Origin of the sequence: Pseudomonas sp. NGC7, assembly GCF_047159675.1 — a bacterium.
GTDB classification, from domain to species: domain Bacteria; phylum Pseudomonadota; class Gammaproteobacteria; order Pseudomonadales; family Pseudomonadaceae; genus Aquipseudomonas; species Aquipseudomonas kermanshahensis.
This window is the reverse complement of the sequence record NZ_BAAFZY010000001.1, coordinates 4,939,678-4,964,426: the sequence shown is the minus strand read 5'-3', so window position 1 is coordinate 4,964,426 and position 24,749 is coordinate 4,939,678. Positions and strand designations below refer to the sequence as shown.

General features: G+C 64.8%; 15 protein-coding genes. 4 read left to right on the top strand and 11 right to left on the bottom strand.

The window, feature by feature from the left end; translation table 11 throughout:
- Positions 1-222: 222 nt before the first annotated feature.
- The 8 genes from ccoP (ACMCNM_RS22075) to ccoN (ACMCNM_RS22040) all read right to left on the bottom strand — a co-directional run bounded on the left by ccoP (ACMCNM_RS22075) (position 223) and on the right by ccoN (ACMCNM_RS22040) (position 7,092).
- Positions 223-1,203, bottom strand: coding sequence for a cytochrome-c oxidase, cbb3-type subunit III (ccoP, locus tag ACMCNM_RS22075; RefSeq protein WP_027592926.1), 981 nt, complete (start codon positions 1,201-1,203; stop codon positions 223-225).
- A complete protein-coding gene (locus ACMCNM_RS22070; protein ID WP_033699345.1) occupies positions 1,200-1,397 on the bottom strand; it encodes a CcoQ/FixQ family Cbb3-type cytochrome c oxidase assembly chaperone in 198 nt (65 codons plus the stop codon). Before ACMCNM_RS22070 ends, ccoP (ACMCNM_RS22075) begins: the two co-directional genes overlap by 4 nt.
- A gap of 5 nt (positions 1,398-1,402) precedes the next feature.
- Positions 1,403-2,011, bottom strand: a complete 609-nt coding sequence (ccoO, locus tag ACMCNM_RS22065) for a cytochrome-c oxidase, cbb3-type subunit II (RefSeq protein ID WP_003254286.1) — start codon at positions 2,009-2,011, stop codon at positions 1,403-1,405.
- On the bottom strand, positions 2,011-3,453 hold the full coding sequence (gene ccoN / locus ACMCNM_RS22060) for a cytochrome-c oxidase, cbb3-type subunit I (protein ID WP_027592924.1): 1,443 nt from the start codon (positions 3,451-3,453) through the stop codon (positions 2,011-2,013). Before ccoN (ACMCNM_RS22060) ends, ccoO (ACMCNM_RS22065) begins: the two co-directional genes overlap by 1 nt.
- 454 nt (positions 3,454-3,907) lie before the next feature.
- Positions 3,908-4,849 carry a cytochrome-c oxidase, cbb3-type subunit III gene (gene ccoP, locus ACMCNM_RS22055; RefSeq protein WP_027592923.1) on the bottom strand — a complete coding sequence of 314 codons (942 nt, stop codon included), beginning with the start codon at positions 4,847-4,849 and terminating at the stop codon, positions 3,908-3,910.
- Positions 4,846-5,040, bottom strand: coding sequence for a cbb3-type cytochrome oxidase subunit 3 (locus ACMCNM_RS22050; RefSeq protein ID WP_027592922.1), 195 nt, complete (start codon positions 5,038-5,040; stop codon positions 4,846-4,848). Before ACMCNM_RS22050 ends, ccoP (ACMCNM_RS22055) begins: the two co-directional genes overlap by 4 nt.
- Positions 5,041-5,045: 5 nt before the next feature.
- Complete coding sequence (gene ccoO / locus ACMCNM_RS22045) at positions 5,046-5,654, bottom strand: cytochrome-c oxidase, cbb3-type subunit II (protein WP_027592921.1); 609 nt, start codon at positions 5,652-5,654, stop codon at positions 5,046-5,048.
- 13 nt (positions 5,655-5,667) lie between these two features.
- Positions 5,668-7,092, bottom strand: coding sequence for a cytochrome-c oxidase, cbb3-type subunit I (gene ccoN / locus ACMCNM_RS22040; protein ID WP_412765414.1), 1,425 nt, complete (start codon positions 7,090-7,092; stop codon positions 5,668-5,670).
- Between the two features lie 49 nt (positions 7,093-7,141).
- Between ccoN (ACMCNM_RS22040) and ACMCNM_RS22035 the strand changes: the two genes are divergently transcribed.
- Positions 7,142-7,834, top strand: a complete 693-nt coding sequence (locus ACMCNM_RS22035) for an alpha/beta family hydrolase (RefSeq protein WP_412765413.1) — start codon at positions 7,142-7,144, stop codon at positions 7,832-7,834.
- A gap of 113 nt (positions 7,835-7,947) precedes the next feature.
- Here ACMCNM_RS22035 and ACMCNM_RS22030 read toward each other — a convergent pair whose 3' ends face one another.
- Both ACMCNM_RS22030 and ACMCNM_RS22025 read right to left on the bottom strand, forming a co-directional pair.
- A complete protein-coding gene (locus ACMCNM_RS22030) occupies positions 7,948-8,232 on the bottom strand; it encodes a pyrimidine/purine nucleoside phosphorylase (protein WP_412765412.1) in 285 nt (94 codons plus the stop codon).
- Between the two features lie 73 nt (positions 8,233-8,305).
- A complete protein-coding gene (locus ACMCNM_RS22025) occupies positions 8,306-8,857 on the bottom strand; it encodes an exonuclease domain-containing protein (RefSeq protein WP_027592917.1) in 552 nt (183 codons plus the stop codon).
- A gap of 171 nt (positions 8,858-9,028) precedes the next feature.
- Here ACMCNM_RS22025 and ACMCNM_RS22020 point away from each other — a divergent pair, with 171 nt between their 5' ends.
- Both ACMCNM_RS22020 and ACMCNM_RS22015 read left to right on the top strand, forming a co-directional pair.
- A complete protein-coding gene (locus ACMCNM_RS22020; protein WP_412765411.1) occupies positions 9,029-9,829 on the top strand; it encodes a substrate-binding periplasmic protein in 801 nt (266 codons plus the stop codon).
- A 62-nt stretch (positions 9,830-9,891) separates the two neighbouring features.
- On the top strand, positions 9,892-10,905 hold the full coding sequence (locus tag ACMCNM_RS22015; RefSeq protein WP_412765410.1) for a GNAT family N-acetyltransferase: 1,014 nt from the start codon (positions 9,892-9,894) through the stop codon (positions 10,903-10,905).
- Between the two features lie 41 nt (positions 10,906-10,946).
- Here ACMCNM_RS22015 and ACMCNM_RS22010 read toward each other — a convergent pair whose 3' ends face one another.
- A complete protein-coding gene (locus ACMCNM_RS22010) occupies positions 10,947-11,477 on the bottom strand; it encodes an RNA polymerase factor sigma-70 (protein WP_027592914.1) in 531 nt (176 codons plus the stop codon).
- 315 nt (positions 11,478-11,792) lie between these two features.
- On the opposite strand from ACMCNM_RS22010, the gene ACMCNM_RS22005 reads away from it, so the two are divergent.
- Positions 11,793-24,746: a non-ribosomal peptide synthetase gene (locus tag ACMCNM_RS22005; RefSeq protein WP_412765409.1), complete on the top strand. Its 12,954-nt coding sequence runs from the start codon at positions 11,793-11,795 to the stop codon at positions 24,744-24,746.
- Positions 24,747-24,749 lie beyond the last annotated feature (3 nt).

Below are 24,749 nucleotides of genomic sequence, written 5' to 3'. Positions count from 1 at the left end.
TGCGACCCATGATACGCCTGTGATGGCACCCAGGGGTTGCACTGCGACCTTTAGTCGCGTTGGGTTCGTGGTATGAATCGTGATATGGCGGGTGTCAATTGATCCAGGTCAGCTTGTGCTGGATTCTTCGCGGGTAAACCCGCTCCCACAGGGACCCCGCTGCCCTCAGGCTCGGCGAGATACCTGTGGGAGCGGGTTTACCCGCGAAGAGGCCGGACCTGCTTACTCAGCCTTTTGAGGCTCCTGCTCCTGATGCGACAGGCTGTACACATAAGCTGCCAGCAGGTGCACCTTGTCATTGCCCTGCAGCTGCTCCTGCGCCGGCATCTGCCCCTGGCGACCGTAGCGAATGGTCTGCTGAAGTTGGGCAAAGCTCGAGCCGTAGATGAACGCCTGTGGATGGGTCAGGTTTGGTGCACCCATGGCCGGTGTACCCTTGCCCTCTGGCCCGTGGCAGGCCACGCAGTTGGCGGCGAAGATCTTCTGCCCGTTTTCGGCATCGGCCTTGGCGCCTTCCGGCAGGGTGCGGCCATCGAGCTTGCTGACCACAAAGGCTGCCACATCGGCAACGCCTTGCTCGCCGATCACCTCGGACCAGGCCGGCATCACGCCGTGGCGACCGCCCATGATGGTGGTCTTGATGGTTTCCGGCTCACCGCCCCAACGCCAGTCGTTGTCGGTCAGGTTAGGGAAGCCGTAGGCGCCCTTGGCGTCGGAGCCGTGGCACACCGAGCAGTTGGAAGCGAACAGCCGTGCGCCCATTTTCAGGGCCTGCGGGTCTTTGGCGACTTCCTCGATGGGCATCGCCGCGAACTTGGCGAAGATCGGCCCGAAGCGGGCATCGGCCTTGGCCATTTCCTTTTCCCACTCGTGCACGCCGGTCCAGCCCGGCTGGCCGTTGGCGAACTCGGTCTGCTTGTCGGTGTCCAGGTACGAATAGCCCGGCAGCATACCTTTCCAGTTACCCAGGCCTGGGTACAGCACCAGGTAGCCGAGGGCGAAGATGATGGTGCCGACGAACAGCCAGAACCACCATTTGGGCAGCGGGTTGTCATATTCCTCGATGCCATCGAAGGCATGCCCGACGGTCTCGTCGGTGACCTCTTCGCGCTGGCCCTTGCGGGTGGACAGCAGCAGCCAGGTCAGTGAGAAGATGGTGCCCAGGGTCAGGACGGTGACGTACAGACTCCAGAAGGTTGTCATTGTTTTTTGCTCCCAGAAGCTTTTGCTTGCGCTTGCTCGACGTGCCGGGTGGCTTCGGGGTCATCCGCGAAGGGCAACCGGGTCGCCTCGTCGAACTCCTGCTTGCGCCGTGGGTTGAACACCCACAGCGCCAGGCCTACGAAGGCCACCATCACCACGACGGTGCCCAGGCCGCGAATCATCCCGATATCCATCAGCGTCACCGTTTGCTTTTGATGATGGTGCCAAGACCCTGCAGGTACGCGACGATGGCGTCCATCTCGGTCTTGCCCTTGACCGCGTCCCGCGCGCCGGCGATGTCGGCGTCGGTGTACGGCGTGCCGAGGGTCCGCAGGACTTCCATCTTCTTCGCGGTGTCCTTGCCGTCGAGTTTGTTCTCGACCAGCCACGGGTAGGACGGCATCTTCGATTCGGGCACCACGTTGCGCGGGTTGTACAGGTGCGCACGGTGCCAGTCATCGGAGTAGCGGCCGCCCACGCGGGCCAGGTCCGGGCCGGTGCGTTTGGAGCCCCACAGGAACGGGTGGTCCCACACGCTTTCACCGGCCACCGAGTAGTGGCCGTAGCGCTCGGTCTCGGCGCGGAACGGGCGGATCATCTGCGAGTGGCAGCCCACGCAGCCTTCGCGGATGTAGATGTCGCGGCCTTCAAGCTCCAGCGCGGTGCGCGGCTTCATGCCTTCAACGGGTTTGTTGGTGACGTCCTGGAAAAACAGCGGGACGATCTGGGTCAGGCCACCGACGCTGACGGCGATGACCATGAAGAAGGCCAGCAGGCCTATGTTCTTCTCGACGGCTTCATGCTTCATCAGTGCGCTCCCACGACGACGATCTTGGCGGCTTCATCTGCTTCAACCGGGTTGGCCGCGCGTACGGTGCGGAACACGTTGTAGGCCATCAGCAACATGCCCGAGGCGAAGAATGCACCGCCCAGCGCGCGGACGATGTAGCCCGGGTGGCTGGCCTGCAAGGCTTCGACGAAGGAGTAGGTGAGCGTGCCGTCATCGTTGATGGCGCGCCACATCAGGCCCTGGGTGATGCCGTTGACCCACATCGAGGCGATGTACAGCACGGTGCCGATGGTCGCCAGCCAGAAGTGCGCGTTGATCAAGCCGACGCTGTGCATCTGCGCCCGGCCATACAGCTTGGGAATCATGTGGTACACCGCGCCGATCGAGATCATCGCTACCCAACCAAGGGCGCCGGCGTGGACGTGGCCGATGGTCCAGTCGGTGTAGTGCGACAGCGAGTTCACGGTCTTGATGGCCATCATCGGGCCTTCGAAGGTGGACATGCCGTAGAACGCCAGCGATACCACGAGGAAGCGCAGGATCGGGTCGGTGCGCAATTTATGCCAGGCACCGGACAAGGTCATCATGCCGTTGATCATGCCCCCCCAGCTTGGCGCCAGCAGGATGATCGACATCACCATGCCCAGCGACTGTGCCCAGTCGGGCAGGGCGGTGTAGTGCAGGTGGTGCGGGCCGGCCCAGATGTACAGGGTGATCAGCGCCCAGAAGTGCACGATCGACAGGCGATACGAGTAGATCGGCCGCTCGGCCTGCTTGGGCACGAAGTAGTACATCATCCCCAGGAAGCCGGTGGTGAGGAAGAAGCCCACGGCGTTGTGGCCGTACCACCACTGGATCATGGCGTCAGTGGCGCCGGAGTAGGCCGAGTACGACTTGAACAGGCTGACCGGCAGCGAGATGTGGTTGACGATGTGCAGCATCGCGGTGACCACGATGAACGCACCGTAGAACCAGTTGCCGACGTAGATGTGCTTGGTCTTGCGCTTGACGATGGTGCCGAAGAACACCAGCCCGTAGGTCACCCAGACAATGGCCAGCAGGATCGCCAGCGGCCATTCCAGCTCGGCGTATTCCTTGGTGGTGGTGTAGCCCATCGGCAGGGTGATCAGTGCGCCGACGATCACCGCTTGCCAACCCCAGAAGGTGAAGGCCGCCATGCTGTCGGAGATCAGCCGGGTCTGGCAGGTGCGCTGTACCACGTAGTAGCTGGTGCCGAACAACGCACAGCCGCCGAAGGCGAAGATCACCAGGTTGGTGTGCAACGGGCGCAGGCGGCCGAAGCTGGTCCAGGGCAGGTCCAGGTTCAGTTGCGGCCATACCAGTTGCGAGGCGATGAAAACGCCGAGGCCCATGCCAAGGATCCCCCAGACCACCGTCATGATGGCGAACTGGCGGACGACCTTATAGTTATAAGCAGTCGGACTGATTGCTGTGCTCATTCTAAGGTTCCACGGTTTTGATGTTCTTGTTGGTCGAAAAATCGGCGCCAGTATCGATAACCCCTCGGGTTACCGCAACGCAACTTTGGTACGCCGACCCGTGTCCAAGCCCGTCCACCTGTGTCCAGCGGTGTTGGGTTCGAACGATTGTACACAAATAAATATTTGTAATGTGTACCGTTTTTCATCTTTTTCTGATCGATCGGTCAGGCTTTTTTGTCGGACGGCGCCAGGCTATGCACCGCGTCTGCTTCGCTGGATTGGCAGCGAAGCCCACTGAGGCAACAAGCTTAGTTCGGTTAGGGGGGGGTGCAAGGGGAGGGGTATGGCGGGGAAGGGCGCGGGGGCTGCTTTGCAGCCCATTCGCAGCGCAAGGCTGCGCCTACAAGAAGCATGCGATCGCCTGTAGGAGCAGCCTTGCGCTGCGAATGGGCCGCAAAGCGGCCCCCTGGTATTACTTAACAGTCACTGCTTCAGGCGCGTCACCGTGCGACAGGCTATACACATAAGCCGCCAGCAAGTGCACCTTGTCATTGCCCTGGATCTCGGCCTGTGCCGGCATCTGCCCCTGGCGACCATAACGAATGGTCTGTTGCAACTGGGCGAAGCTCGAACCGTAGATGAACGCCTGCGGGTGAGTCAGGTCAGGCGCGCCCATGGCTGGGGTGCCTTTGGCTTCAGGCCCGTGGCAGGCCACGCAGTTGCCGGCGAAGATTTCCTTGCCCTTGGCCGGGTCGGCCTTGACCCCTTCCGGCAAGCTGCGGCCATCCAGGTTGGTCAGCACGAATGCGGCCACATCGGCTACGCCCTGCTCGCCAATGACCTCGGCCCAAGCTGGCATCACGCCGTGGCGACCGTTCATGATCGAGGCCTTGATGGTCTCCGGCTCGCCGCCCCAGCGCCAGTCCTTGTCGGTCAGGTTGGGGAAGCCATAGGCGCCTTTGGCGTCCGAGCCGTGGCACACCGAGCAGTTGGAGGCGAACAGGCGGCTGCCCATCTTCAGGGCTTGCGGGTCCTTGGCCACTTCCTCGACCGGCATGGCCGCGTACTTGGCGAAGATCGGCCCAAACTTGGCATCGGCCTTGTCCATTTCCTTCTGCCATTCGTTGACCCCGGTCCAGCCGTTGTCGTAGCCCGGCAGGATGCCTTTCCAGTTACCCAGGCCTGGATAGAGGATCAAGTAGCCGACCGAGAACACCAGGGTGCCCACGAACAACCAGAACCACCACTTGGGCAGCGGGTTGTCGTATTCCTCGATGCCATCGAAGCTGTGGCCCATGGTCTGGTCGGTGGTGTCGGTACTCTGGCCCTTGCGGGTCGACAGCAGCAGCCAGGTAAGGCCGATCAAACTGCCGATGGTCAGTACGCTGATGTACGTACTCCAGAAGGTGGTCATTGCCCGGAACTCCTCTTGGCAGCAGGTTCCTGCCCGGCAGGGGGCAGGCGGTCGTCGACGAAGGGCAGCAGGCGCGCTTCGGCGAAATCACGGTCGCGGCGGCGGTTGAATACCCAGAGCGAGAGGCCGATGAAGGCGATCATCACCACCAGGGTGCCCAGCCCGCGGATCATGCCGATGTCTATTTCCATCGCACTCACCTCTTGTTCTTGATCGCGGTGCCGAGCACCTGCAGGTAAGCGACCAGCGCGTCCATCTCGGTCTTGCCCTTGACCGCGTCGCGGGCACCGGCGATGTCCGCGTCGGTGTACGGCACACCGAGGGTTCGCAGGGTGCGCATCTTGGTTTCGGTGTGGCTGTTGTCGACCTGCTCGGCGACCAGCCACGGGTAGGACGGCATCTTCGACTCGGGCACCACGTTGCGCGGGTTGTACAGGTGCGCGCGGTGCCAGTCGTCCGAGTAGCGGCCGCCCACGCGGGCCAAGTCCGGGCCGGTACGCTTGGAGCCCCACAGGAACGGGTGGTCCCATACGCTCTCGCCGGCGACCGAGTAATGGCCGTAGCGCTCGGTCTCGGCGCGGAATGGACGAATCATCTGCGAGTGGCAGCCGACGCAGCCTTCGCGGATGTAGATGTCGCGGCCTTCCAGTTGCAGCGCGGTGTAGGGCTTCATGCCTTCGACCGGCTTGTTGGTGACGTCCTGGAAGAACAGCGGGACGATCTGGGTCAGGCCGCCGATGCTGACGGCAAACACCATCAGCAGCGCCATCAGGCCGATGTTTTTCTCGATGACTTCATGTTTCATCAGGCGTGTCTCCTCAGGCCAGCTGGGCGTTCGCAGGGGCGGCGTCAGTGGCGGGCGCACGCACCGTGCGCCAGGTGTTCCAGGCCATCAGGAACATGCCACTGAGGAAGATCGCACCGCCGACGAAGCGCACGATGAAGCCAGGGTGGCTGGCCACCAGGGTTTCAACGAACGAGTAGGTGAGCGTGCCGTCGCTGTTGACCGCGCGCCACATCAGGCCCTGGGCGATACCGTTGACCCACATCGAGGCGATGTACAGCACGGTGCCGATGGTCGCCAGCCAGAAGTGCGCGTTGATCAAGCCGATGCTGTGCATCTGCTCTTTGCCGAACACTTTGGGGATGGTGTGGTACAGCGCGCCGATCGAGATCATCGCCACCCAACCAAGGGCGCCGGCGTGGACGTGGCCGATGGTCCAGTCGGTGTAGTGCGACAGGGCGTTGACCGTCTTGATGGCCATCATCGGGCCTTCGAACGTGGACATGCCGTAGAACGCCAGCGATACCACGAGGAAGCGCAGGATCGGGTCGCTGCGCAACTTATGCCAGGCGCCAGAGAGGGTCATCATGCCGTTGATCATGCCGCCCCAGCTCGGTGCCAGGAGGATCAGCGACATCACCATGCCCAGCGACTGCGCCCAGTCGGGCAGCGCGGTGTAGTGCAGGTGGTGCGGGCCGGCCCAAATGTACAGGGTGATCAGCGCCCAGAAGTGCACGATCGACAGGCGATAGGAATACACCGGCCGCTCGGCCTGCTTGGGCACGTAGTAGTACATCATCCCCAGGAAGCCAGCGGTGAGGAAGAAGCCCACCGCGTTGTGGCCGTACCACCACTGGACCATGGCGTCGGTGGCGCCCGCGTAGACCGAGTACGACTTGGTCAGGCTGACCGGCAGCTCCAGGTTGTTGATGATGTGCAGCATCGCCACGGTCAGGATGAAGGCCCCGAAGAACCAGTTACCCACGTAGATATGCTTGATGTTGCGCTTCATCAGCGTGCCGAAGAACACGATGGCGTAGCAGACCCAGACAATGGTGATCAGGATGTCGATCGGCCATTCCAGCTCGGCGTATTCCTTGGAACTGGTGTAGCCCAGCGGCAGGCTGATGGCCGCGAGCAGGATCACCAGTTGCCAGCCCCAGAAGGTGAACGCGGCCAGTTTGGGTGAAAACAGGGTGGTCTGGCAGGTACGTTGCACCGAATAATACGAGGTGGCGAACAGTGCACAGCCGCCGAAGGCGAAGATCACCGCATTGGTATGCAGGGGGCGCAGGCGGCCGAAGCTGGTCCAGGGGAGGTCGAAGTTGAGGGACGGCCAGGCGAGCTGGGCGGCGATGAAGACGCCGAGCCCCATCCCGACGATTCCCCACACCACCGTCATGATGGCGAATTGGCGGACCACCTTGTAGTTGTAGGCGGTACTGCTGGTTGTGTTCATGTATGGGTTCCCATCCACGGTTATTGGCAGGCTATAGAGCGAGGCAAGCATGATTAATGGGCAAAGTGCCGGTATTGACGGGGATCAATGGGCGAAGGTCGGAAATGTCCCAGGCTTGCGCTGCGATCTTCCGCAAATTCAAGGGGATGACGGCTACAAAGGCTGTCTGATCCTGGCCCATGGTGCCGGTGCGCCGATGGACAGCGGGTTCATGGACGAGATGGCGCAAAGGCTCGCGGCGCTTGGGGTCGGGGTGGTTCGCTTCGAGTTCCCGTACATGGCCGAGCGCAGGGTGAACGGCGGCAAGCGGCCGCCCAATCCGCAGAAGGTGCTGCTGGAATGCTGGCGCGAGGTGTACCGGCAGGTGCGACCTTTGGTCACAGGTAAGCTGGCCATCGGTGGCAAGTCCATGGGCGGGCGTATGGCCAGCTTGTTGGCTGACGAGCTCGAAGCGGATGCACTGGTGTGCCTGGGGTATCCGTTCTATGCGGTGGGCAAGCCGGAGAAGCCCAGGGTCGAGCACCTGGCGGGGCTCAAGACACCGACGTTGATCGTGCAGGGCGAACGGGATGCGCTGGGTAACCGTGAGGCTGTGGCGGGGTATGCACTGTCACCGGCGATCGAGGTGAGCTGGCTGGTGGCGGGCGATCATGACCTGAAGCCGTTGAAGGCTTCGGGGTTCAGCCATGCGCAGCATTTGCAGGCGGCGGCTGAGAAGGTGGCGGGCTTTTTGTCGAAATAGTGATGGATTCTTCGCGGGCAAGCCCGCTCCCACAGGTGTGGCACAGGACTCAAGCATTGTGATGTCCCTGTGGGAGCGGGCTTGCCCGCGAAGAGGCCGGTGCAGGCCAGCGCTTAGTCGCGGTACTCGCACAGGTAGGCGGTATCCACTTTCACCTGCAGCTGGAACTTGCTGTCCGCGGCCACATTGAACTTGTCGCCAGCCTTGAAGGTTTCCCAGTTGTCGCTACCCGGCAGCTTGACGGTCAAAGCACCGGAAATCACATGCATGATTTCGCGCTTGGCTGTGCCGAACTCGTATTCGCCCGGTGCCATCACACCCACGGTGGCCGGACCTTCTTCGCCTGAGAATGCGATCGACTTGACGGTGCCGTTGAAGTACTCGTTGACCTGGAACATGGGCGACTCCTGAACAGGGGGATGAAAAAGGGCTGGCCAGTATGCCCAAGGCCTTCCCCGTCGTCATCTGCTTTCAGGTGCCATTGGCCGGCAGGCTCAAGGGCAGTAGCCGCGCGGTATTGCGCGCATCTTCCAGGGCCCGGTGCTGCTGCCCGCAAAAGTGCATGCCGGCCAGTTGCAAGGCGCCATTGAGGCCGGTCGGCCGCTGCAGGTGACGGGCTTTGGCGAAGCGCTGCTTGAGGTTGATGTGCGGCACGTTGCGCAGCAGGCTGTCGAGCCCATGCTGTTGCCATTCCTGCAGCAACTGCTGACGATCGTAGTCGCCCCAGCTGACCCAGGCCTGCAACTGCCCGCGGTGGTGACCCAGCCAGCGTTCGAAGCGCGCCCACACCTCAGGGAAGGGCGCGGCGCTGTCGACGCTGGCCTGGCTGATGTGCGTGAGCTCGCGGCAAAACGGCGTCAGCTGTGGCCGCCGCCGGGGCCGTACGAAACGCTGGAAGTGGTCGACTTCGCGGCCTTCGCGGGTTACCAGGCTTGCACCGATTTCAATGATTTCCATCTCTGTGACCGGCCACCCACCATCGTCGGTGGTGGCTTCCAGGTCGATCACCAACCAATGGCCCATACCAGGCTCCCTTGCAGATCCTGCTAGAGCGTAGCCAATGTCTGGCCTTACGGCACCCCCTGGCAATTTGCCGCCTGCTTTGGCACTAAGGCCGGCGACCAGCAGTTGTGCCCTGCCCGGAAAACGCCTAGCTTAGGCGCAACCAGGTACGAACCGTGATGAGTGTGCGTCTTGACCCCAGCGCCCGGCTTAAAGGCCTTGCCCATTCTGCTGATGCTGGCCGCGCTCTGGCTGGCGATACCGGGCTGGGCTGCCGACGCGATCGAAGTGAAGATCGGCGCCGCGCACTTCCCGCCCTACACCGTGCGCCCCGAGCAGGGGGCCGACACCGGTCTGTTGCCGCAGTTGGTTGCAGCCTTGAACCGTGCGCAACAGGGCTACCATTTTGTGCTGGTGCCCACCTCCATCCAGCGGCGCTTTGGCGATTTGCAGCAGGGCCGCACCGACATGGCGATCTTCGAGAACCCGCAGTGGGGCTGGCAGGGCATTGCTCACCAGGCCGTGGACATGGGCCTGGAGGATGCCGAGGTGTTCGTCGCCAGCCAGGCCAATGGCCGTGACCCTCGGTACTTCGATGAGCTGCGTGGCAAGCGCCTGGCGCTGTTCAACGGCTATCACTACGCCTTCGCCCGCTTCAATGCCGACCCTGACTACTTGCGTAAAGCCTTCAACGCGACCCTGACCTATTCCCACGACAGCAACCTGCTGATGGTGCAGGCTGGCCGTGCCGACATTGCCCTGGTCACGCGTTCGTACCTAAGCGACTTCCTGCAGCGTAACCCAAACAGCCAGGCGCAACTGGTGGCATCGCAGCGTATCGACCAGGTCTATCACCACTACGCCTTGCTACGCCCGGGCGCGCCCATCGGCGAGCAGTCGTTCGCGGCCCTGATGCGTGCCCTGCGCGACAACGGGGAACTGACGCGAATCTTCCAGCCCTACCGGATCACGGTTCAGGCGCCGCGCGACTAAATTCCGCTGCAGCGGTAACGTTTTCCACGGTGAGCCTTTTTTCATCTTCGTGAGCCAAGACCATGCCGTTCGATGCCGCTTCGCAGCCACTGTCACCGCCACGCTGGCGCACCCTCAGCGCCGATGAGGGCGATAGCTGGCTGAGCCTGACCCTTGAGGGGCGCCCGCTGATCCAGTTGCGGCTGGTGCCGGGTGCGTGCCTGGAAGTGCACCTGCAAAGCCTTTGCCCAGAGCGCCCTTACCAGGCCCTGTGGGCCGCCTGCTATTGGCTGCTATCGCGTGATGTCGCCTGCCAGCGCCTGGCCTGGCACCTGCCCGAGGGCGTGCCACAGGCGCTTGCCAGCGGCCTGTTGCTGCCCGGCGAGCAGCCGGGTGTGTACTTGTGCGAGCGTGCGCTGTTCTGGCAGTTGCCCCAGCCTTGGCTCGGCGACACGGCTGCGAGTGTTTACCCGCAGCAGATGCAGATCAGCAACGGCAAGCGCCATCCGCGCCGGGCGCCCAAGCCCCGCGGCGAAGTGTACCGGCGCTTCGATGCGCGCCTGGGCAGTTGGGTGTCGCTGCGCGCACTGGAAATCGATCAGGACCTCGAGCGCTTCAGCCGCTGGCAGAACAACCCTCGGGTCGACGCGTTCTGGCAGGAAAGCGGCTCTTTACAGCAGCACCGTGAATACCTGGCAAAGCTGGAAGCCGACCCGCATACCCTCACGCTCATCGGCTGCTTCGACGATGAGCCGTTCGCCTACTTCGAGGCGTATTGGGCAAAGGAAGACCGGATTGCGCCGTTCTACTCGGCTGATGATTACGACCGCGGCATTCATATGTTGGTAGGGGAGGAGGCGCACCGTGGGCCGCACAAGGTGGCCAGCTGGTTATCGGCGCTGGTGCACTACCTGTTCCTCGATGACCCGCGCACCCAACGGGTGGTGGCAGAGCCGCGGGCGGACAACGGCAAGATGATCGGCTACATGCACGATCAGTGTTTCCATTGCGACAAAGAATTCGACTTCCCGCACAAGCGCGCGGCGCTGATGATTCTGGGGCGGGAGCGGTTTTTCGATCGCTGCACGCTGGTCTGAGATTGCTGGGGGTGCGAAGCGCCCCCAGCTGTTTCAGCTATTCAAACCTGACGGTTGGCCGTCTTGCGGCAATGCACCAAGGCATCGCGAATCATGAAGTTGACCAAGGTCGGCGACACGCCCAGTTCCTTGGCGATGTCCTTTTGCGGCACGCCGTGCAAACGGTACATCTCGAACGCATAACGGGTGCGCTGTGGCAACTCGCTCAATGCCTCGGCGATGTCATCGAGGGCGGCGAGGTTGATGTGCGTGGCTTCGGGCGAAGCGTTCTGGATGACCACGTTCAGGCCTTCCTCTTCGCTGCCGGAGTACTTCAACTCCATCGCCTGCTTGCGGTAGTGATCGATGGCCAGGTTGCGCACGATCTGGAACAGGTAGCTGAGCTGCGCCTTGAAGGACGAGGTGATCTGCGGGGCGGCGCTGAGCCGGAAGAATGCATCTTGCACCACGTCTTCCGCGCGTGAGCGGCAGCCGGTGATGCGCGCAGCGATCTTGACCAGAATGCTGCGATTGTCGACGAAGGCCTGGAGTAATGGTGAATCGCACTTACTTGTGGATAGTTGTTCCGCCATGGAAATCACCTTGTCACAGAGGGGAGAGGAGGCACCCAAAGTTGGGAAGCTTCCCGAGACGTGCGACAAGCTATTCAGAATGATAATGATTGTCAAATACGAAACGTAATTAGTATCTGTACGTTTCGGTTCTAAGCAAGGATTGAGACGTGTGGCACATTGCGGGTCTCCCACGCGCCACACCTCTCAAGCAAACCCCGCTAATTTCTTCCCCCGCCCATCCGTTCCCCTGTGTACATCCGGCCGCCGAGTGCTGCCCGCCTACGTGCGCGGCGCAGCCGGCCCGACTTCACCAGACACTGGCAGGAACACCCCATGACGGACGCCTTCGAACTCCCGCTCTCGCTGGTCCAGGCCCTTGCGCAACGCGCCGCGCAGACCCCGGACAAGATAGCCCTGCGCTTTCTCGCCGACGCTCCTGGCGAGCAGGCCGTGCTCAGCTACCGGGACCTGGACCGCCGCGCGCGCACCATCGCCGCCGCCCTGCAGGCCCGGGCCGGGTTCGGTGACCGTGCGGTGCTGCTGTTCCCCAGTGGCCCGGACTATGTCGCGGCGTTCTTTGGTTGCCTCTACGCCGGCGTCATCGCCGTGCCAGCGTATCCACCGGAATCCACCCGTCACCATCACCAGGAGCGTCTGCTGTCGATCATCGACGACGCCGAACCGCGCCTGCTGCTGACCGTCGCGGCCCTGCACGACAGCTTGCAGGGCCTGGACGCGCTGGCGGCGGACAACGCCCCTGAACTGCTGGCCGTGGATGGCCTAGACCCGGCCCTGGCCGATGCCTGGCAGGCACCAACCCTGGCCAGCGATGACATTGCCTTCCTGCAGTACACCTCGGGCTCCACCGCGCTGCCCAAGGGCGTGCAGGTCAGCCACGGCAACCTGGTGGCCAACGAGCAGTTGATCCGTCACGGTTTCGGCATCGATGTGAACCCCGACGATGTCATCGTCAGCTGGTTGCCGCTGTACCACGACATGGGGCTGATCGGCGGCTTGCTGCAGCCGATCTTCAGCGGCGTGCCGTGCGTGCTGATGTCGCCGGGCTACTTCCTCGCCCGGCCGCTGCGCTGGTTGCAGGCGATCAGCGAATACGGCGGCACCATCAGCGGTGGCCCCGACTTCGCCTACCGTTTGTGCAGCGAACGGGTCAGCGAGGCGTCCTTGGCCGGGCTCGACCTGAGCCGTTGGCGCGTGGCCTATTCCGGCTCCGAACCGATTCGCCAGGACAGCCTGGCAACCTTCGCCGACAAGTTCCAGGCCTGTGGCTTCGACCCGCAGAGCTTCTTTGCCAGCTATGGCCTGGCCGAAGCGACCCTGTTCGTCAGCGGCAGCCGCCGTGGCCAGGGCATCGGTGCCCTGGCGCTGGACGCCGAAGCCTTTGCCGCCAACCGCGCCGAAAACGGCAGCGGCAGCGTGCTGATGAGCTGTGGCTACCCGCAGCCCGGGCACGCGGTGCGCATCGTCGAGCCGCAGCGCCTCGAAGCGCTGGGCGACAACCAGGTAGGTGAAATCTGGGCCGGTGGCCCGAGCATCGCCCTGGGCTACTGGCGCAACCCCGAGGCCAGCGCGCGCACGTTCGTCGAGCGCGATGGCCAGACCTGGCTGCGCACCGGCGACTTGGGCTTTATGCGCGAGGGTGAAGTCTTTGTCACCGGGCGCTTGAAAGACATGCTCATCGTCCGCGGCCAAAACCTTTACCCGCAAGACCTGGAAAAAACCCTGGAGCGCGAAGTCGACGTGCTGCGCAAAGGCCGCGTGGCGGTATTTGCCGTGGACCACCAGGGCGAGGAGGGCATCGGCGTGGCGGTGGAGATCAGCCGCAACGTGCAAAAAGCCCTCGAGCCCCAGGCACTGATCAAGACCCTACGCCAGGTCATCGCCGACGCCTGCCGCCAGGCGCCGGCCGTGGTCTTGTTGCTCAACCCGGGCGCGCTGCCCAAGACCTCCAGCGGCAAGCTGCAACGCTCGGCCTGCCGCCAGCGCATGGACGATGGCAGCCTCGACTGTTACGCGCGCTTCCCGCAGGCCAGTGAGCAACCCGCAAGCGGCGCGGTGGCAGATGATCTGCAGGCCCGAATCGCCGCCGTGTGGCGCGATGTGCTCAAGGTCGAAGCCGTGGCGGCGGACGACCACTTCCTGCTGCTGGGCGGCAACTCCATTGCAGCCACCCAGGCCACCGCGCGCCTGGCGGATGAGCTGGGCATCAACCTGAGCCTGCGCACCCTGTTCGAAGCCCCGCTGTTGGGCGAGTACAGCGCTGCGGTGGCCGCGATCCTCGCTGAAGGTGGCGCCCAAGCCCAGGCCATCACCACCCTGGCGCGCGACCAGTCGCTGCCGCAATCGCTGGCACAGAACCGCCTGTGGCTGCTGTGGCAACTGGAGCCACAATCGGCGGCCTACAACATTCCGGCCGGCCTGCGCCTGCGCGGTGAGCTGGACGTCGCCGCACTGGAGGCTGCGTTCCAGGCCCTGGTGGCGCGCCATGAATCGCTGCGCACGGTGTTCAGCGAAGTGGATGGCCAAGCCCTGCAGCGAATTCAGGCTCAGCAGCCGTTCGGCCTGCGTCGTCTGGACCTCGAAGGCCAGGCCCCGGAGCAAGTTGCCGCGCGCCGCGAGGAAGAGGCCCAGCAGCCGTTCGATTTGTGCCAAGGCCCACTGCTGCGCGTGACCCTGGCGCGCCTGGACGATGAAGACCACCAGCTGTGGGTGACGCTGCACCACATCGTCGCCGATGGCTGGTCGCTGAACATTTTGCTCGACGAGTTCGCCAAACTGTACGCCGCGCACTGCCAGGGCCAAACGGCCACGCTGGCGCCGCTGCCCCTGGGTTACGCCGACTACGGCACCTGGCAACGGCAATGGCTGGCCGACGGCGAGGCCGAACGCCAGTTGCAGTACTGGAAAGCCAAGCTGGGTGATGAACTGCCGGTGCTCGACCTGTGCACCGACCAGCCGCGCGCCAGCCAGCGTGACAAACGCGCGGCGCGCTACACCCTGAAGGTGCCGGTCAAGCTGACCGAAGCGCTCAACGCCCTGGCCCGCGAGCAGCAGGCGAGCCTGTTCATGGTGCTGCTGGCCGGCTGGCAAGCGCTGCTGCACCGCTACAGCGGCCAGGCAGACCTGCGCATCGGCGTGCCCAATGCCAACCGCCCGCGCCTGGAAACCCAGGGTCTGGTCGGCTTCTTCATCAACAGCCAGGTGCTGCGTGCGCAACTGCATGGCCGCTTGCCCTTCGAGCACCTGTTGGCCCAGGCCCGCCAGGCCACCCTTGAGGCCCAGGCCCACCAGGACCTGCCGTTCGAACAGCTGCTCGAAGCCCTGCCCCAGGCGCGGGAGCAGGGCCTGTACCAGGTCATGTTCAACCACCAGCAGCGTGACCTTTCGGCGCTGCGCCGCTTGCCAGGTTTGCTTGCCGAAGAGTTGCCGTGGCACAGCCGCGAAGCCAAGTTCGACCTGCAGCTGCACAGTGAAGAGGACCATCAAGGCCGCCTGACCTTGGCCTTCGACTATGCCGCCGAACTGTTCGAGGCCAGCACGGTAAAACGCCTGGCCGCCCACCTGTTGGCGTTGCTGGAGCAGGTTTGCGCCCGGCCGCAGCTGGCGCTGGGCGAGGTGCAGTTGCTCGATGAACAGCACCGCGCACAGCTGCTCGGCTGGGGCCAGGCACCGGCGGCGGCGCCCCAGCGCCTGCTGGTCGACCAGCTCAACGAGCAGGCCCGGCTGACCCCGCAGCGAACCGCGCTGGCCTGGCAGGGCGGCAGCCTGGACTATGCCGAGTTGCACCAGCAGGCCAACCGCCTGGCCCATTACCTGCGTGACAAAGGCGTTGGCCCCGATACCTGCGTGGCCATCGCCGTCGAGCGTTCCCCGCAGCTGCTGGTTGGCCTGCTGGCCATCCTCAAGGCCGGAGGCGCCTACGTGCCGCTGGACGTGGACTACCCGGCCGAGCGCCTGGCCTACATGCTCGGCGACTGCAATGCCAGCCTGCTGCTGAGCCACAGCGGCCTGCTGGGCAAGCTGCCGCAGGTCGAGGGCGTCAGCGCCATCGCCCTCGACCAGTTGCACCTGGACAGCTGGCCTAGCCATGCCCCCGGCCTGCACCTGCACGGCGACAACCTGGCCTATGTGATCTACACCTCGGGCTCCACTGGCCAGCCCAAGGGCGTGGGCAACACCCATGCGGCCCTGGCCGAGCGCCTGCAGTGGATGCAGGCCACCTATGCGCTGAACGACAGCGACGTGCTGATGCAAAAAGCGCCCATCAGTTTCGACGTCTCGGTGTGGGAGTGCTTCTGGCCGCTGGTTACCGGCTGCAAGTTGGTACTGGCAGGCCCTGGCGAGCATCGTGACCCGCAGCGCATCGCTGCGCTGGTGCAAGCGCATGGCGTGACCACGCTGCACTTCGTGCCGCCGCTGTTGCAGGTGTTCGTGCAAGAGCCGCAGGCCGCCGCCTGCACCAGCCTGCGCCGGTTGTTTTCCGGCGGCGAAGCGTTGTCGGCCAACCTGCGTGACCGCGTGCTGCAACTGCTGCCCCAGGTGCAACTGCACAACCGTTATGGCCCGACCGAAACCGCGATCAACGTCACCCACTGGCACTGCCAGGCCGAAGACGGCGAGCGCTCGCCGATCGGCCGCCCGTTGGGCAACGTGCTGTGCCGCGTGCTCGACGATGAACTGGAACTGACCGCGCCCGGTGTGCCGGGTGAGCTGTACCTGGGCGGCGCGGGGCTTGCCCGAGGTTACCTGGGCCGTCCGGGCCTGACGGCCGAGCGTTTCGTGCCCCAGGCCGACGGCGACGGCCAGCGCCTGTACCGCAGTGGCGACCGTGCCCGCTGGCAAGTCCAGTTGGAGGCACTTGAATACCTGGGGCGCCTCGACCAGCAGGTGAAGGTGCGCGGCTTCCGGGTCGAACCCGAAGAAGTCCAGGCCTGCCTGTTGGCGCAAGCAGGTGTCGAGCAGGCACTGGTGCTAATCCACAAGGACGCTGTGGGCGCCCAGCTGGTCGGTTACTACAGCGGCGCGGCCGAGCCGGCTGCACTGCTGGCCGCCTTGGCCGAGCAACTGCCGGCGTACATGGTGCCGGCGCAGTTGATCCCGCTGGCACACTTGCCATTGGGCCCAAGCGGCAAAGTCGATCGCAAGGCGTTGCCCGCCCCGGTGTGGCAACAGCGTGAGCATGTTGAGCCGCAAAGTGCCGTGCAGCAGCAGGTCGCGGCGATCTGGCGTGAAGTGCTCAACCTGCCGCGTGTCGGCCTGCAGGACGACTTCTTTGCCCTGGGTGGCCACTCGCTGCTTGCCACCCAGATCGTCTCGCGGACCCGTCAGGCGTGCGATGTCGAGCTGCCGCTGAAAGTGCTGTTCGACGCCAGCGAGCTGGGCGCGTTCTGCGCCGAGATCACGCGCCTGCGGGAGGCCGGCGCGCATAACCTGCAAGGCGAAATCGCCCGTGTCGACCGCCGCCAAGCGGTGCCGTTGTCGTACTCGCAACAGCGCATGTGGTTCCTCTGGCAGATGGAGCCCGACAGCCCCGCCTACAACGTCGGCGGCATGGCCCGCTTGCGTGGCACGCTGCACGTGGACGCATTCGAGCGGGCGCTGCAGGCGCTGATCGTGCGTCACGAAACCCTGCGCACCACGTTCCCCAGCATCGACGGCGTGGCGTACCAGTGCGTGGCCGAAGACAGCGGCGTGCACCTCGACTGGCAAGACTTCAGCACCTTGCCCGCCGAGGCCCGCCAGCAACGCCTGCAACAGCTCGCCGACGACCAGGCGCACCAGCCGTTCGACCTCGAGCGTGGCCCGCTGCTGCGCGCCTGCCTGGTCAAGGCCGAGGAACGTGAGCATTACTTCGTCCTGACCTTGCACCACATCGTCACCGAAGGCTGGGCCATGGACATCTTCGCCCGCGAGTTGGGCGAGCTGTACGAAGCCTTTGTCGATGATCGCGAGTCGCCACTGACGCCGCTGCCGGTGCAATACCTGGACTACAGCGTGTGGCAGCGGCACTGGCTGGAAAGCGGCGAAGGCGCGCGGCAGCTGGCCTACTGGAAAGCCCGCCTGGGCGATGAGCACCCGGTCTTGGCATTGCCGTCCGATCGCCCGCGCCCAGCGGTGCAGAGCCACCGTGGCGAGTTGCACCGGTTCGAGCTCGACCCGGCGTTGGTGGCGCGCGTGCATGCGTTCAACAGCCAGCGCGGGCTGACCCTGTTCATGACCATGACGGCAACCCTGGCGGCCTTGCTGCACCGCTACAGCGGCCAGCGTGACCTGCGCATCGGCGCACCGGTGGCCAACCGCATCCGCCCGGAAAGCGAGGGGCTGATTGGCGCCTTCCTCAACACCCAGGTACTGCGCTGCGAACTGGACGGCCAGATGACCGCCGCCGAGCTGCTGGAGCAGATGCGCCAGGCCGCCATCGAAGGCCAGTCGCACCAGGACCTGCCATTCGACCAGCTGGTCGAAGCCCTGCAGCCACCGCGCAGCAGCGCCTATAACCCGCTGTTCCAAGTGATGTGCAACGTCCAGCGCTGGGCGTTCCAGCAAAGCCGTGAGCTGGTGGGCATGCAGGTCGACTACCTGGTCAACGACGCCAGCGCCACCAAGTTCGACCTGTACCTCGAAGTCACTGACCTCGATGGCCGCCTGGGCTGCTGCCTGACCTACAGCCGCGACCTGTTCGACGCGCCGCGCATTGCGCGCATGGCCGAACATTGGCAGCAGTTGCTGATCGGCCTGCTGGACGACCCACAACAGCGCCTGTGCGAGCTGCCGATGTTGAGCCCGGGCGAGCAGCAAGTGCTGGTTGGGCAATTACAAGGCGAGCAGGATTTTGCCCTCGACCAAACCTTGCACGGCCTGTTTGCCGCCCAAGCTTCGCGCACACCACAGGCCCCTGCGCTGACCTTCGCGGGCCAGCACCTGAGCTACGCCGAACTGGACCAGCAGGCCAACCGCCTGGCCCGCGCCCTGCGCGAGCGCGGTGTCGGCCCGCAGGTACGCGTCGGCCTGGCCCTGGAGCGTTCGCTGGAAATGGTCGTCGGCCTGCTGGCCATCCTCAAGGCGGGCGGTGCCTATGTGCCGCTCGACCCCGAGTACCCCCTCGACCGCTTGCGCTACATGATCGAAGACAGCCGCATCGGCCTGCTGCTCAGCCAGCGCGCGCTGCTGGAAACCCTTGGCGAACTGCCAGACGGCGTGGCCCGCTGGAGCCTGGAAGACGATACTGCAGGTTTGTCCGCCTTCAGCGATGCCCCGCTGGATAACCTCAACCTGCCGCAGCACCAGGCTTACCTGATCTACACCTCCGGCTCCACCGGCAAGCCCAAGGGCGTGGTGGTCAGCCATGGTGAAATCGCCATGCATTGCCAGGCCGTGATCGAGGCCTTCGGCATGCGCAGCGACGACTGCGAACTGCACTTCTACTCGATCAACTTCGATGCGGCCAGCGAACGCCTGCTGACCCCGCTGCTGTGTGGTGCCCGCGTGGTGATCCGTGCTCAAGGCCAGTGGGGCGCTGAAGAGATCTGCCAACTGGTGCGCGAGCAACAGGTGAGCATTCTTGGCTTCACCCCAAGCTATGGCAGCCAGTTGGCCCAGTACCTGGCCGGGCAGGGCGAGCAGTTGCCGGTGCGCCTGGTGATCACCGGCGGCGAGGCGCTGACCGGCGAGCACCTGCAGCGCATTCGCCAGGCGTTCACGCCGCAACAGTTCTTCAACGCCTACGGCCCGACCGAAACCGTGGTCATGCCGCTGGCCTGCCTGGCGCCACCCACGCTGCCGGCCGACCTGGGCAGCGTGCCGATCGGCCGCGTGATTGGCGCCCGCAATGCGTACATCCTCGATGAGGACCTGGCCTTGCTGCCACAAGGCGGCATCGGCGAGCTGTACATCGGCGGTGCCGGCCTGGCCCAGGGGTATCACGACCGCCCGGGGCTGAGTGCCGAGCGCTTCGTTGCCGACCCCTTCAGCACACAGGGCGGGCGCCTGTACCGCACCGGCGACCTGGTGCGCCTGGGCGCCGATGGTTTGGTCGAGTACGTTGGCCGTGCTGACCAGCAGGTGAAAATTCGCGGCTTCCGTATCGAATTGGGCGAAATCGAAAGCCGCCTGCAGGCGCATGCCGATATCGACGAGGCGGTGGTCCTGGCCCTCGACCTGCCGGGCGGCAAACAACTGGTGGGTTACCTGGTGTGCAAGCAGGCCGGTGCCAACAGCGAGGCCCAGGCCGCGCTACGCGAGGCGGTCAAGGCCGATGCCCGCCAGCAACTGCCAGACTACATGGTGCCCGCGCACCTGGTGCTGCTCGACAGCCTGCCGCTGATGGGCAACGGCAAGCTCCACCGCAAGGCGCTGCCGCTGCCGGACCTGGAGCAGGCGCACCAGCATTACCAGGCCCCAGGCAACGAAGTGGAAGCGCAGCTGGCGCAGATCTGGCGCGACGTGCTCAACGTTGCCCGCGTTGGCGTGCAGGACAACTTCTTCGAACTCGGTGGTGACTCGATCCTCTCGATTCAGGTGGTCAGCCGGGCCCGTCAGTTGGGCCTGCAGTTCACCCCGCGTGACCTGTTCCAGCACCAGACTATCCAGACCCTGGCCACGGTGGTCAGCCTGAGCGCCGCGCCAAGCGGTATCGAGCAGGGCCTGCGCGAGGGGCAAACCGGGCTGACGCCAATCCAGCACTGGTTCTTCGACAGCGAAGTGGCCCAGCCACAGCACTGGAACCAGGCCGTACTGTTGGCAGCGCGCCAGCCTCTGGACAGCGCGGCACTGGAGCAGGCCCTGGCTGCACTGGTGCAGCACCACGACAGCCTGCGCCTGCGTTTCTGCCAGGCCAATGGCCGCTGGCAGGCCGAGTATGCCCAGCCTGCGCCTCAGCAACTGCTGTGGGCGGCCACGGTTGCCGACTTCGATGAGTGCCAGGCGCTGTACACCGACCTGCAGCGCAGCCTCGACTTGGAGCAAGGCCCGCTGCTGCGCGCCTTGCTGGTAACAGACGGGCAGGGCAGCCAACGCCTGCTGCTGGCGATTCACCACCTGGTGGTCGATGGCGTGTCCTGGCGCGTGCTGCTCGAAGACTTGCAGGCGCTGTACCGTGGTCAGCCGCTGGCGGCCAAGACCCACACCCTGGGCGACTGGGCCGCACGCCTGGCCAGCTACGCCGGCAGCGACTCGCTGCGCGACGAGCTGGACTGGTGGCACGCCCAGCTCGGCACTGTGCGCCACGAACTGCCGTGTGATCACCCGCAGGGTGGCAACCTGCACCGCCACGCCCGCACCTTGGCCATCGGCCTCGATGCCGAGCAGACCCGCCAGTTGCTGCAACAGGCCCCCGCGGCCTACCACACCCAGGTCAACGACCTGCTGCTGACAGCCCTGGCCCGCGCCTTGTGCCGGTGGAGCGGTGACAGCCAAGTGCTGGTACAGCTCGAAGGCCACGGCCGCGACGGGTTGTTTGAAGACATGGACCTGACCCGCAGCGTCGGCTGGTTCACCAACGCCTACCCGCTGAGCCTTTGCCCGGTGCTGGGTGATGACGATGCCGCCCGCGCCACTTCGATCAAACGGGTCAAGGAGCAACTGCGTCAGGTGCCGCACAAAGGGCAGGGCTATGGTGTGCTGCGCTACCTGGCCGACGCGGCCGGGCGCGAGCGCATGGCCGCACTGCCGCAGGCCCGCATCACCTTCAACTACCTGGGGCAGTTCGACCAGCAGTTTGACACTGATGCGCTGTTCCAGCCGCTGGATGCACCCGCGGGCATGGCCCATGACCTGGAGGCCCCGCTGCCCAATTGGCTGAGTGTCGACGGCCAAGTCTATGCCGGTGCCCTGCAATTGCGCTGGACCTACAGCACCGAGCGTTACGACGAGCAGACCATCGCCACCCTGGCCGAAGGCTACCGCCAAGAGTTGCTGGCACTGGTCGGCCACTGCCTGGCCGACGGCAACGGCAGCTTCACGCCGTCCGACTTCCCCTTGGCGCACCTGACCCAGGAGCAGATCGACAACTTGCCGGTCGCTGCCGCCGAGATCGACGATGTCTACCCGCTGACGCCGATGCAGGAAGGCATGCTGCTGCACACCCTGCTGGAGCCAGGCACCGGCATTTACTACATGCAGGACCGCTACCGCATCAACAGCGCGCTCGACGCCGAACGCTTCGCCCAAGCTTGGCAGGCGGTGGTGGCGCGCCATGAGGCCCTGCGGGCGTCGTTCAGTTGGAACGCCGGCGAGGCGATGCTGCAGATCATCCACAAGCCCGGCAAGACGGCAGTGGATTATCAAGACTGGCGCGGCCTCGACGACGGTGCCCAGGAAGCCCGCCTGCAAGCCCTGCACAAACAGGAGCGCGAGGCCGGTTTCGACCTGCTGCGTGAAGCGCCGTTCCACCTGCGCCTGGTGCGCGTCGCCGATGAACGCTACTGGTTCATGATGAGCAACCACCACATCCTGATCGATGCCTGGTGCCGCTCGTTGCTGATGAACGACTTCTTCGAGGTCTACCAGGCCCTTGGCGAAGGCCGCCCGGCCCAGTTGCCGGTGCCGCCACGCTACCGTGACTACATCGGCTGGCTGCAACGCCAGGACCTGAACGAAGCGCGCCAGTGGTGGCAAGCCAACCTGGCCGGGTTCGAACGGGCCACGGCGATCCCCAGCGACCGCCCGTTGCGCCACGACCACGCCGGTGACGGCATGATCGTCGGCGACTGCTACACCCGCCTGGACGTCACTGACGGTGTTCGCTTGCGCGAACTGGCCCAGGCCCATCAGCTGACCATCAACACCTTTGCCCAGGCAGCGTGGGCCCTGGTGCTGGCGCGCTACAGCGGCGAGCGCGACGTGGCCTTTGGCGTCACCGTGGCCGGACGCCCGGTGAGCATGCCGCAGATGCAGCGCACCGTTGGCCTGTTCATCAACAGCATCGCCTTGCGCGTGCAACTGCCCGCTGCCGGCGAGCGCTGCAGCGTGCGCCAGTGGCTGCAAGGCGTGCTTGAGCACAATATGGAAGTGCGCGAGTACGAGTACCTGCCGTTGGTGGCGATCCAGGAGTGCAGCGAACTGCCCAAGGGCCAGCCGCTGTTCAACAGCCTGTTCGTGTTCGAGAACGCGCCGGTGGAAACCGCAGTGCTGGACCACGCCCAGCACCTCAACGCCAGCTCCGACTCGGGCCGCACCCACACCAACTTCCCGTTGACGGCGGTGTGCTACCCGGGGGATGACCTGGGCCTGCACCTGTCGTTCGACCAACGTTACTTCGACACTTCGACCGTCGAACGCCTGCTGGCCGAGTTCAAGCGCCTGCTGTTGGCGCTGGTGCAGGGCTTCGAGGGCGAGGTAAGCGATTTGCCGCTGCTGGGTGCCGAAGAGCAACGCTTCCTGATCGAAGACTGCAACCGCACCGAGCACGCCTACGCGCTGCAACAGAGCTATGTCGAGCAGTTCGAGGCGCAGGTCGCCGCGCACCCAGAGCGCACGGTGGCGCGTTGCCTGGACGCGTCCTTTGACTACGCGGGCCTGAACCTTGCGGCCAACCGCCTGGGCCATGCCCTGATCGGCGCAGGCGTAACCGTCGATCAGCCGGTTGCGCTGTTGGCCGAGCGCGGTTTGCCATTGCTGGGGATGATTGTCGGCAGCTTCAAGGCCGGTGCCGGCTACCTGCCGCTGGACCCCGGCCTGCCCGCCGCGCGCCTGCAGCGCATCGTCGCGCTCAGCCGCACACCGGTGCTGGTATGCAGCGCGGCCTGTGCCGAGCAGGGGCGGCAGTTGCTGAACGCACTGGAGGGTGTGGCGCGGCCGCAATTGTTGGTGTGGGAAGACATCCAGGCCAGCAACATCGCCAGCCACAACCCGGGTATTCATAGCGGGCCCGACAACCTCGCGTATGTCATCTACACCTCGGGCTCCACCGGTTTGCCCAAAGGGGTGATGGTCGAGCAGCGCGGCATGCTCAACAACCAGCTCAGCAAGGTGCCTTACCTGGCCCTGAGCGAGCAGGACGTAATTGCCCAGACCGCTTCGCAGAGCTTCGATATCTCGGTCTGGCAGTTCCTGGCCGCACCGTTGTTCGGCGCCAGGCTGGAGATCGTGCCCAATGCCATCGCCCATGATCCGCAAGGCCTGCTGGCGCATGTGCAGGCTACCGGCATCACCGTGCTGGAAAGCGTGCCGTCGCTGATCCAGGGCATGCTGGCCAACGATCACCAGGCCCTCAACGGCCTGCGCTGGATGCTGCCGACCGGCGAGGCGATGCCGCCAGAGCTGGCCGCGCAATGGCTGCAGCGTTACCCAGGTATTGGCCTGGTCAATGCCTACGGCCCGGCGGAGTGCTCGGACGACGTGGCGTTCTTCCGTGTCGATGTCGAGTCCACCCGCGGCAGTTACCTGCCGATTGGCACCCCGACCGACAACAACCGCCTGTACCTGTTCGGCGAGGACCAGGCCCTGGTGCCGTTGGGCGCGGTTGGCGAGCTGTGTGTTGCTGGTACCGGCGTCGGCCGTGGCTATGTCGGCGACCCCGTGCGTACCGCCCTGGCCTTCATCCCTCACCCCCATGGCGCGCCGGGTGAACGCCTGTACCGTACCGGCGACCTGGCGCGCCAGCGCCTGGACGGGGTGCTGGAGTATGTGGGCCGCATCGATCACCAGGTGAAGATTCGCGGGTACCGCATCGAACTGGGTGAGATTGAAGCGCGCCTGCATGAACAGGCCGAAATCCGTGATGCCGCGGTGGGCGTGCAGGAAGGCGCCAACGGCAAGCACCTGGTCGGCTACCTGGTGGCCCATCAGGGCGTAACCCCTGATGCGGCGTTGCTCGAACAGATCAAGCAGCGCCTGCGCGCGGCATTGCCGGAGTACATGGTGCCGCTGCATTGGGGTTGGTTCGACAGCCTGCCGCACAACGCCAACGGCAAGCTCGACCGCAAGGCACTGCCGGCCATCGACATCGGCAGCCAGCACAGCCAGGCCTACCTGGCGCCGCGCAACGAGCTGGAAACGGTGTTGGCCGGTATCTGGGCCGATGTGCTCAAGGCCGAACGGGTGGGGGTACACGACAACTTCTTCGCGTTGGGCGGGCATTCGCTGCTGGCCACGCAGATCGCTTCGCGGGTGCAGAAGCAGTTGCAGTTGGATGTGCCGCTGCGGGCGATGTTCGAGTGCAGCACGGTGGAGGAACTGGCGGTGTATGTGGAGGGGTTGCAGGGGCGTGTGCTGGATGACGACAAGGTTGACCGGCTGAGTGACCTGATGGCGGAGCTTGAGGGGCTGTAAAAA

Excerpts from the sequence above, each read along its gene's own strand:
- ACMCNM_RS22015 (WP_412765410.1), top strand. The coding sequence starts at position 9,892 with ATGCCGTTCGATGCCGCTTCGCAGCCACTGTCACCGCCACGCTGGCGC.
- ACMCNM_RS22010 (WP_027592914.1), bottom strand. The coding sequence starts at position 11,477 with ATGGCGGAACAACTATCCACAAGTAAGTGCGATTCACCATTACTCCAG.
- ccoP (WP_027592926.1), bottom strand. The coding sequence starts at position 1,203 with ATGACAACCTTCTGGAGTCTGTACGTCACCGTCCTGACCCTGGGCACC.
- ACMCNM_RS22070 (WP_033699345.1), bottom strand. The coding sequence starts at position 1,397 with ATGGATATCGGGATGATTCGCGGCCTGGGCACCGTCGTGGTGATGGTG.
- ACMCNM_RS22025 (WP_027592917.1), bottom strand. The coding sequence starts at position 8,857 with ATGGGCCATTGGTTGGTGATCGACCTGGAAGCCACCACCGACGATGGT.
- ACMCNM_RS22030 (WP_412765412.1), bottom strand. The coding sequence starts at position 8,232 with ATGTTCCAGGTCAACGAGTACTTCAACGGCACCGTCAAGTCGATCGCA.
- ACMCNM_RS22035 (WP_412765413.1), top strand. The coding sequence starts at position 7,142 with ATGATTAATGGGCAAAGTGCCGGTATTGACGGGGATCAATGGGCGAAG.
- ccoO (WP_003254286.1), bottom strand. The coding sequence starts at position 2,011 with ATGAAGCATGAAGCCGTCGAGAAGAACATAGGCCTGCTGGCCTTCTTC.
- ccoP (WP_027592923.1), bottom strand. The coding sequence starts at position 4,849 with ATGACCACCTTCTGGAGTACGTACATCAGCGTACTGACCATCGGCAGT.
- ACMCNM_RS22050 (WP_027592922.1), bottom strand. The coding sequence starts at position 5,040 with ATGGAAATAGACATCGGCATGATCCGCGGGCTGGGCACCCTGGTGGTG.
- ccoN (WP_027592924.1), bottom strand. The coding sequence starts at position 3,453 with ATGAGCACAGCAATCAGTCCGACTGCTTATAACTATAAGGTCGTCCGC.
- ccoN (WP_412765414.1), bottom strand. The coding sequence starts at position 7,092 with ATGAACACAACCAGCAGTACCGCCTACAACTACAAGGTGGTCCGCCAA.
- ccoO (WP_027592921.1), bottom strand. The coding sequence starts at position 5,654 with ATGAAACATGAAGTCATCGAGAAAAACATCGGCCTGATGGCGCTGCTG.
- ACMCNM_RS22005 (WP_412765409.1), top strand. The coding sequence starts at position 11,793 with ATGACGGACGCCTTCGAACTCCCGCTCTCGCTGGTCCAGGCCCTTGCG.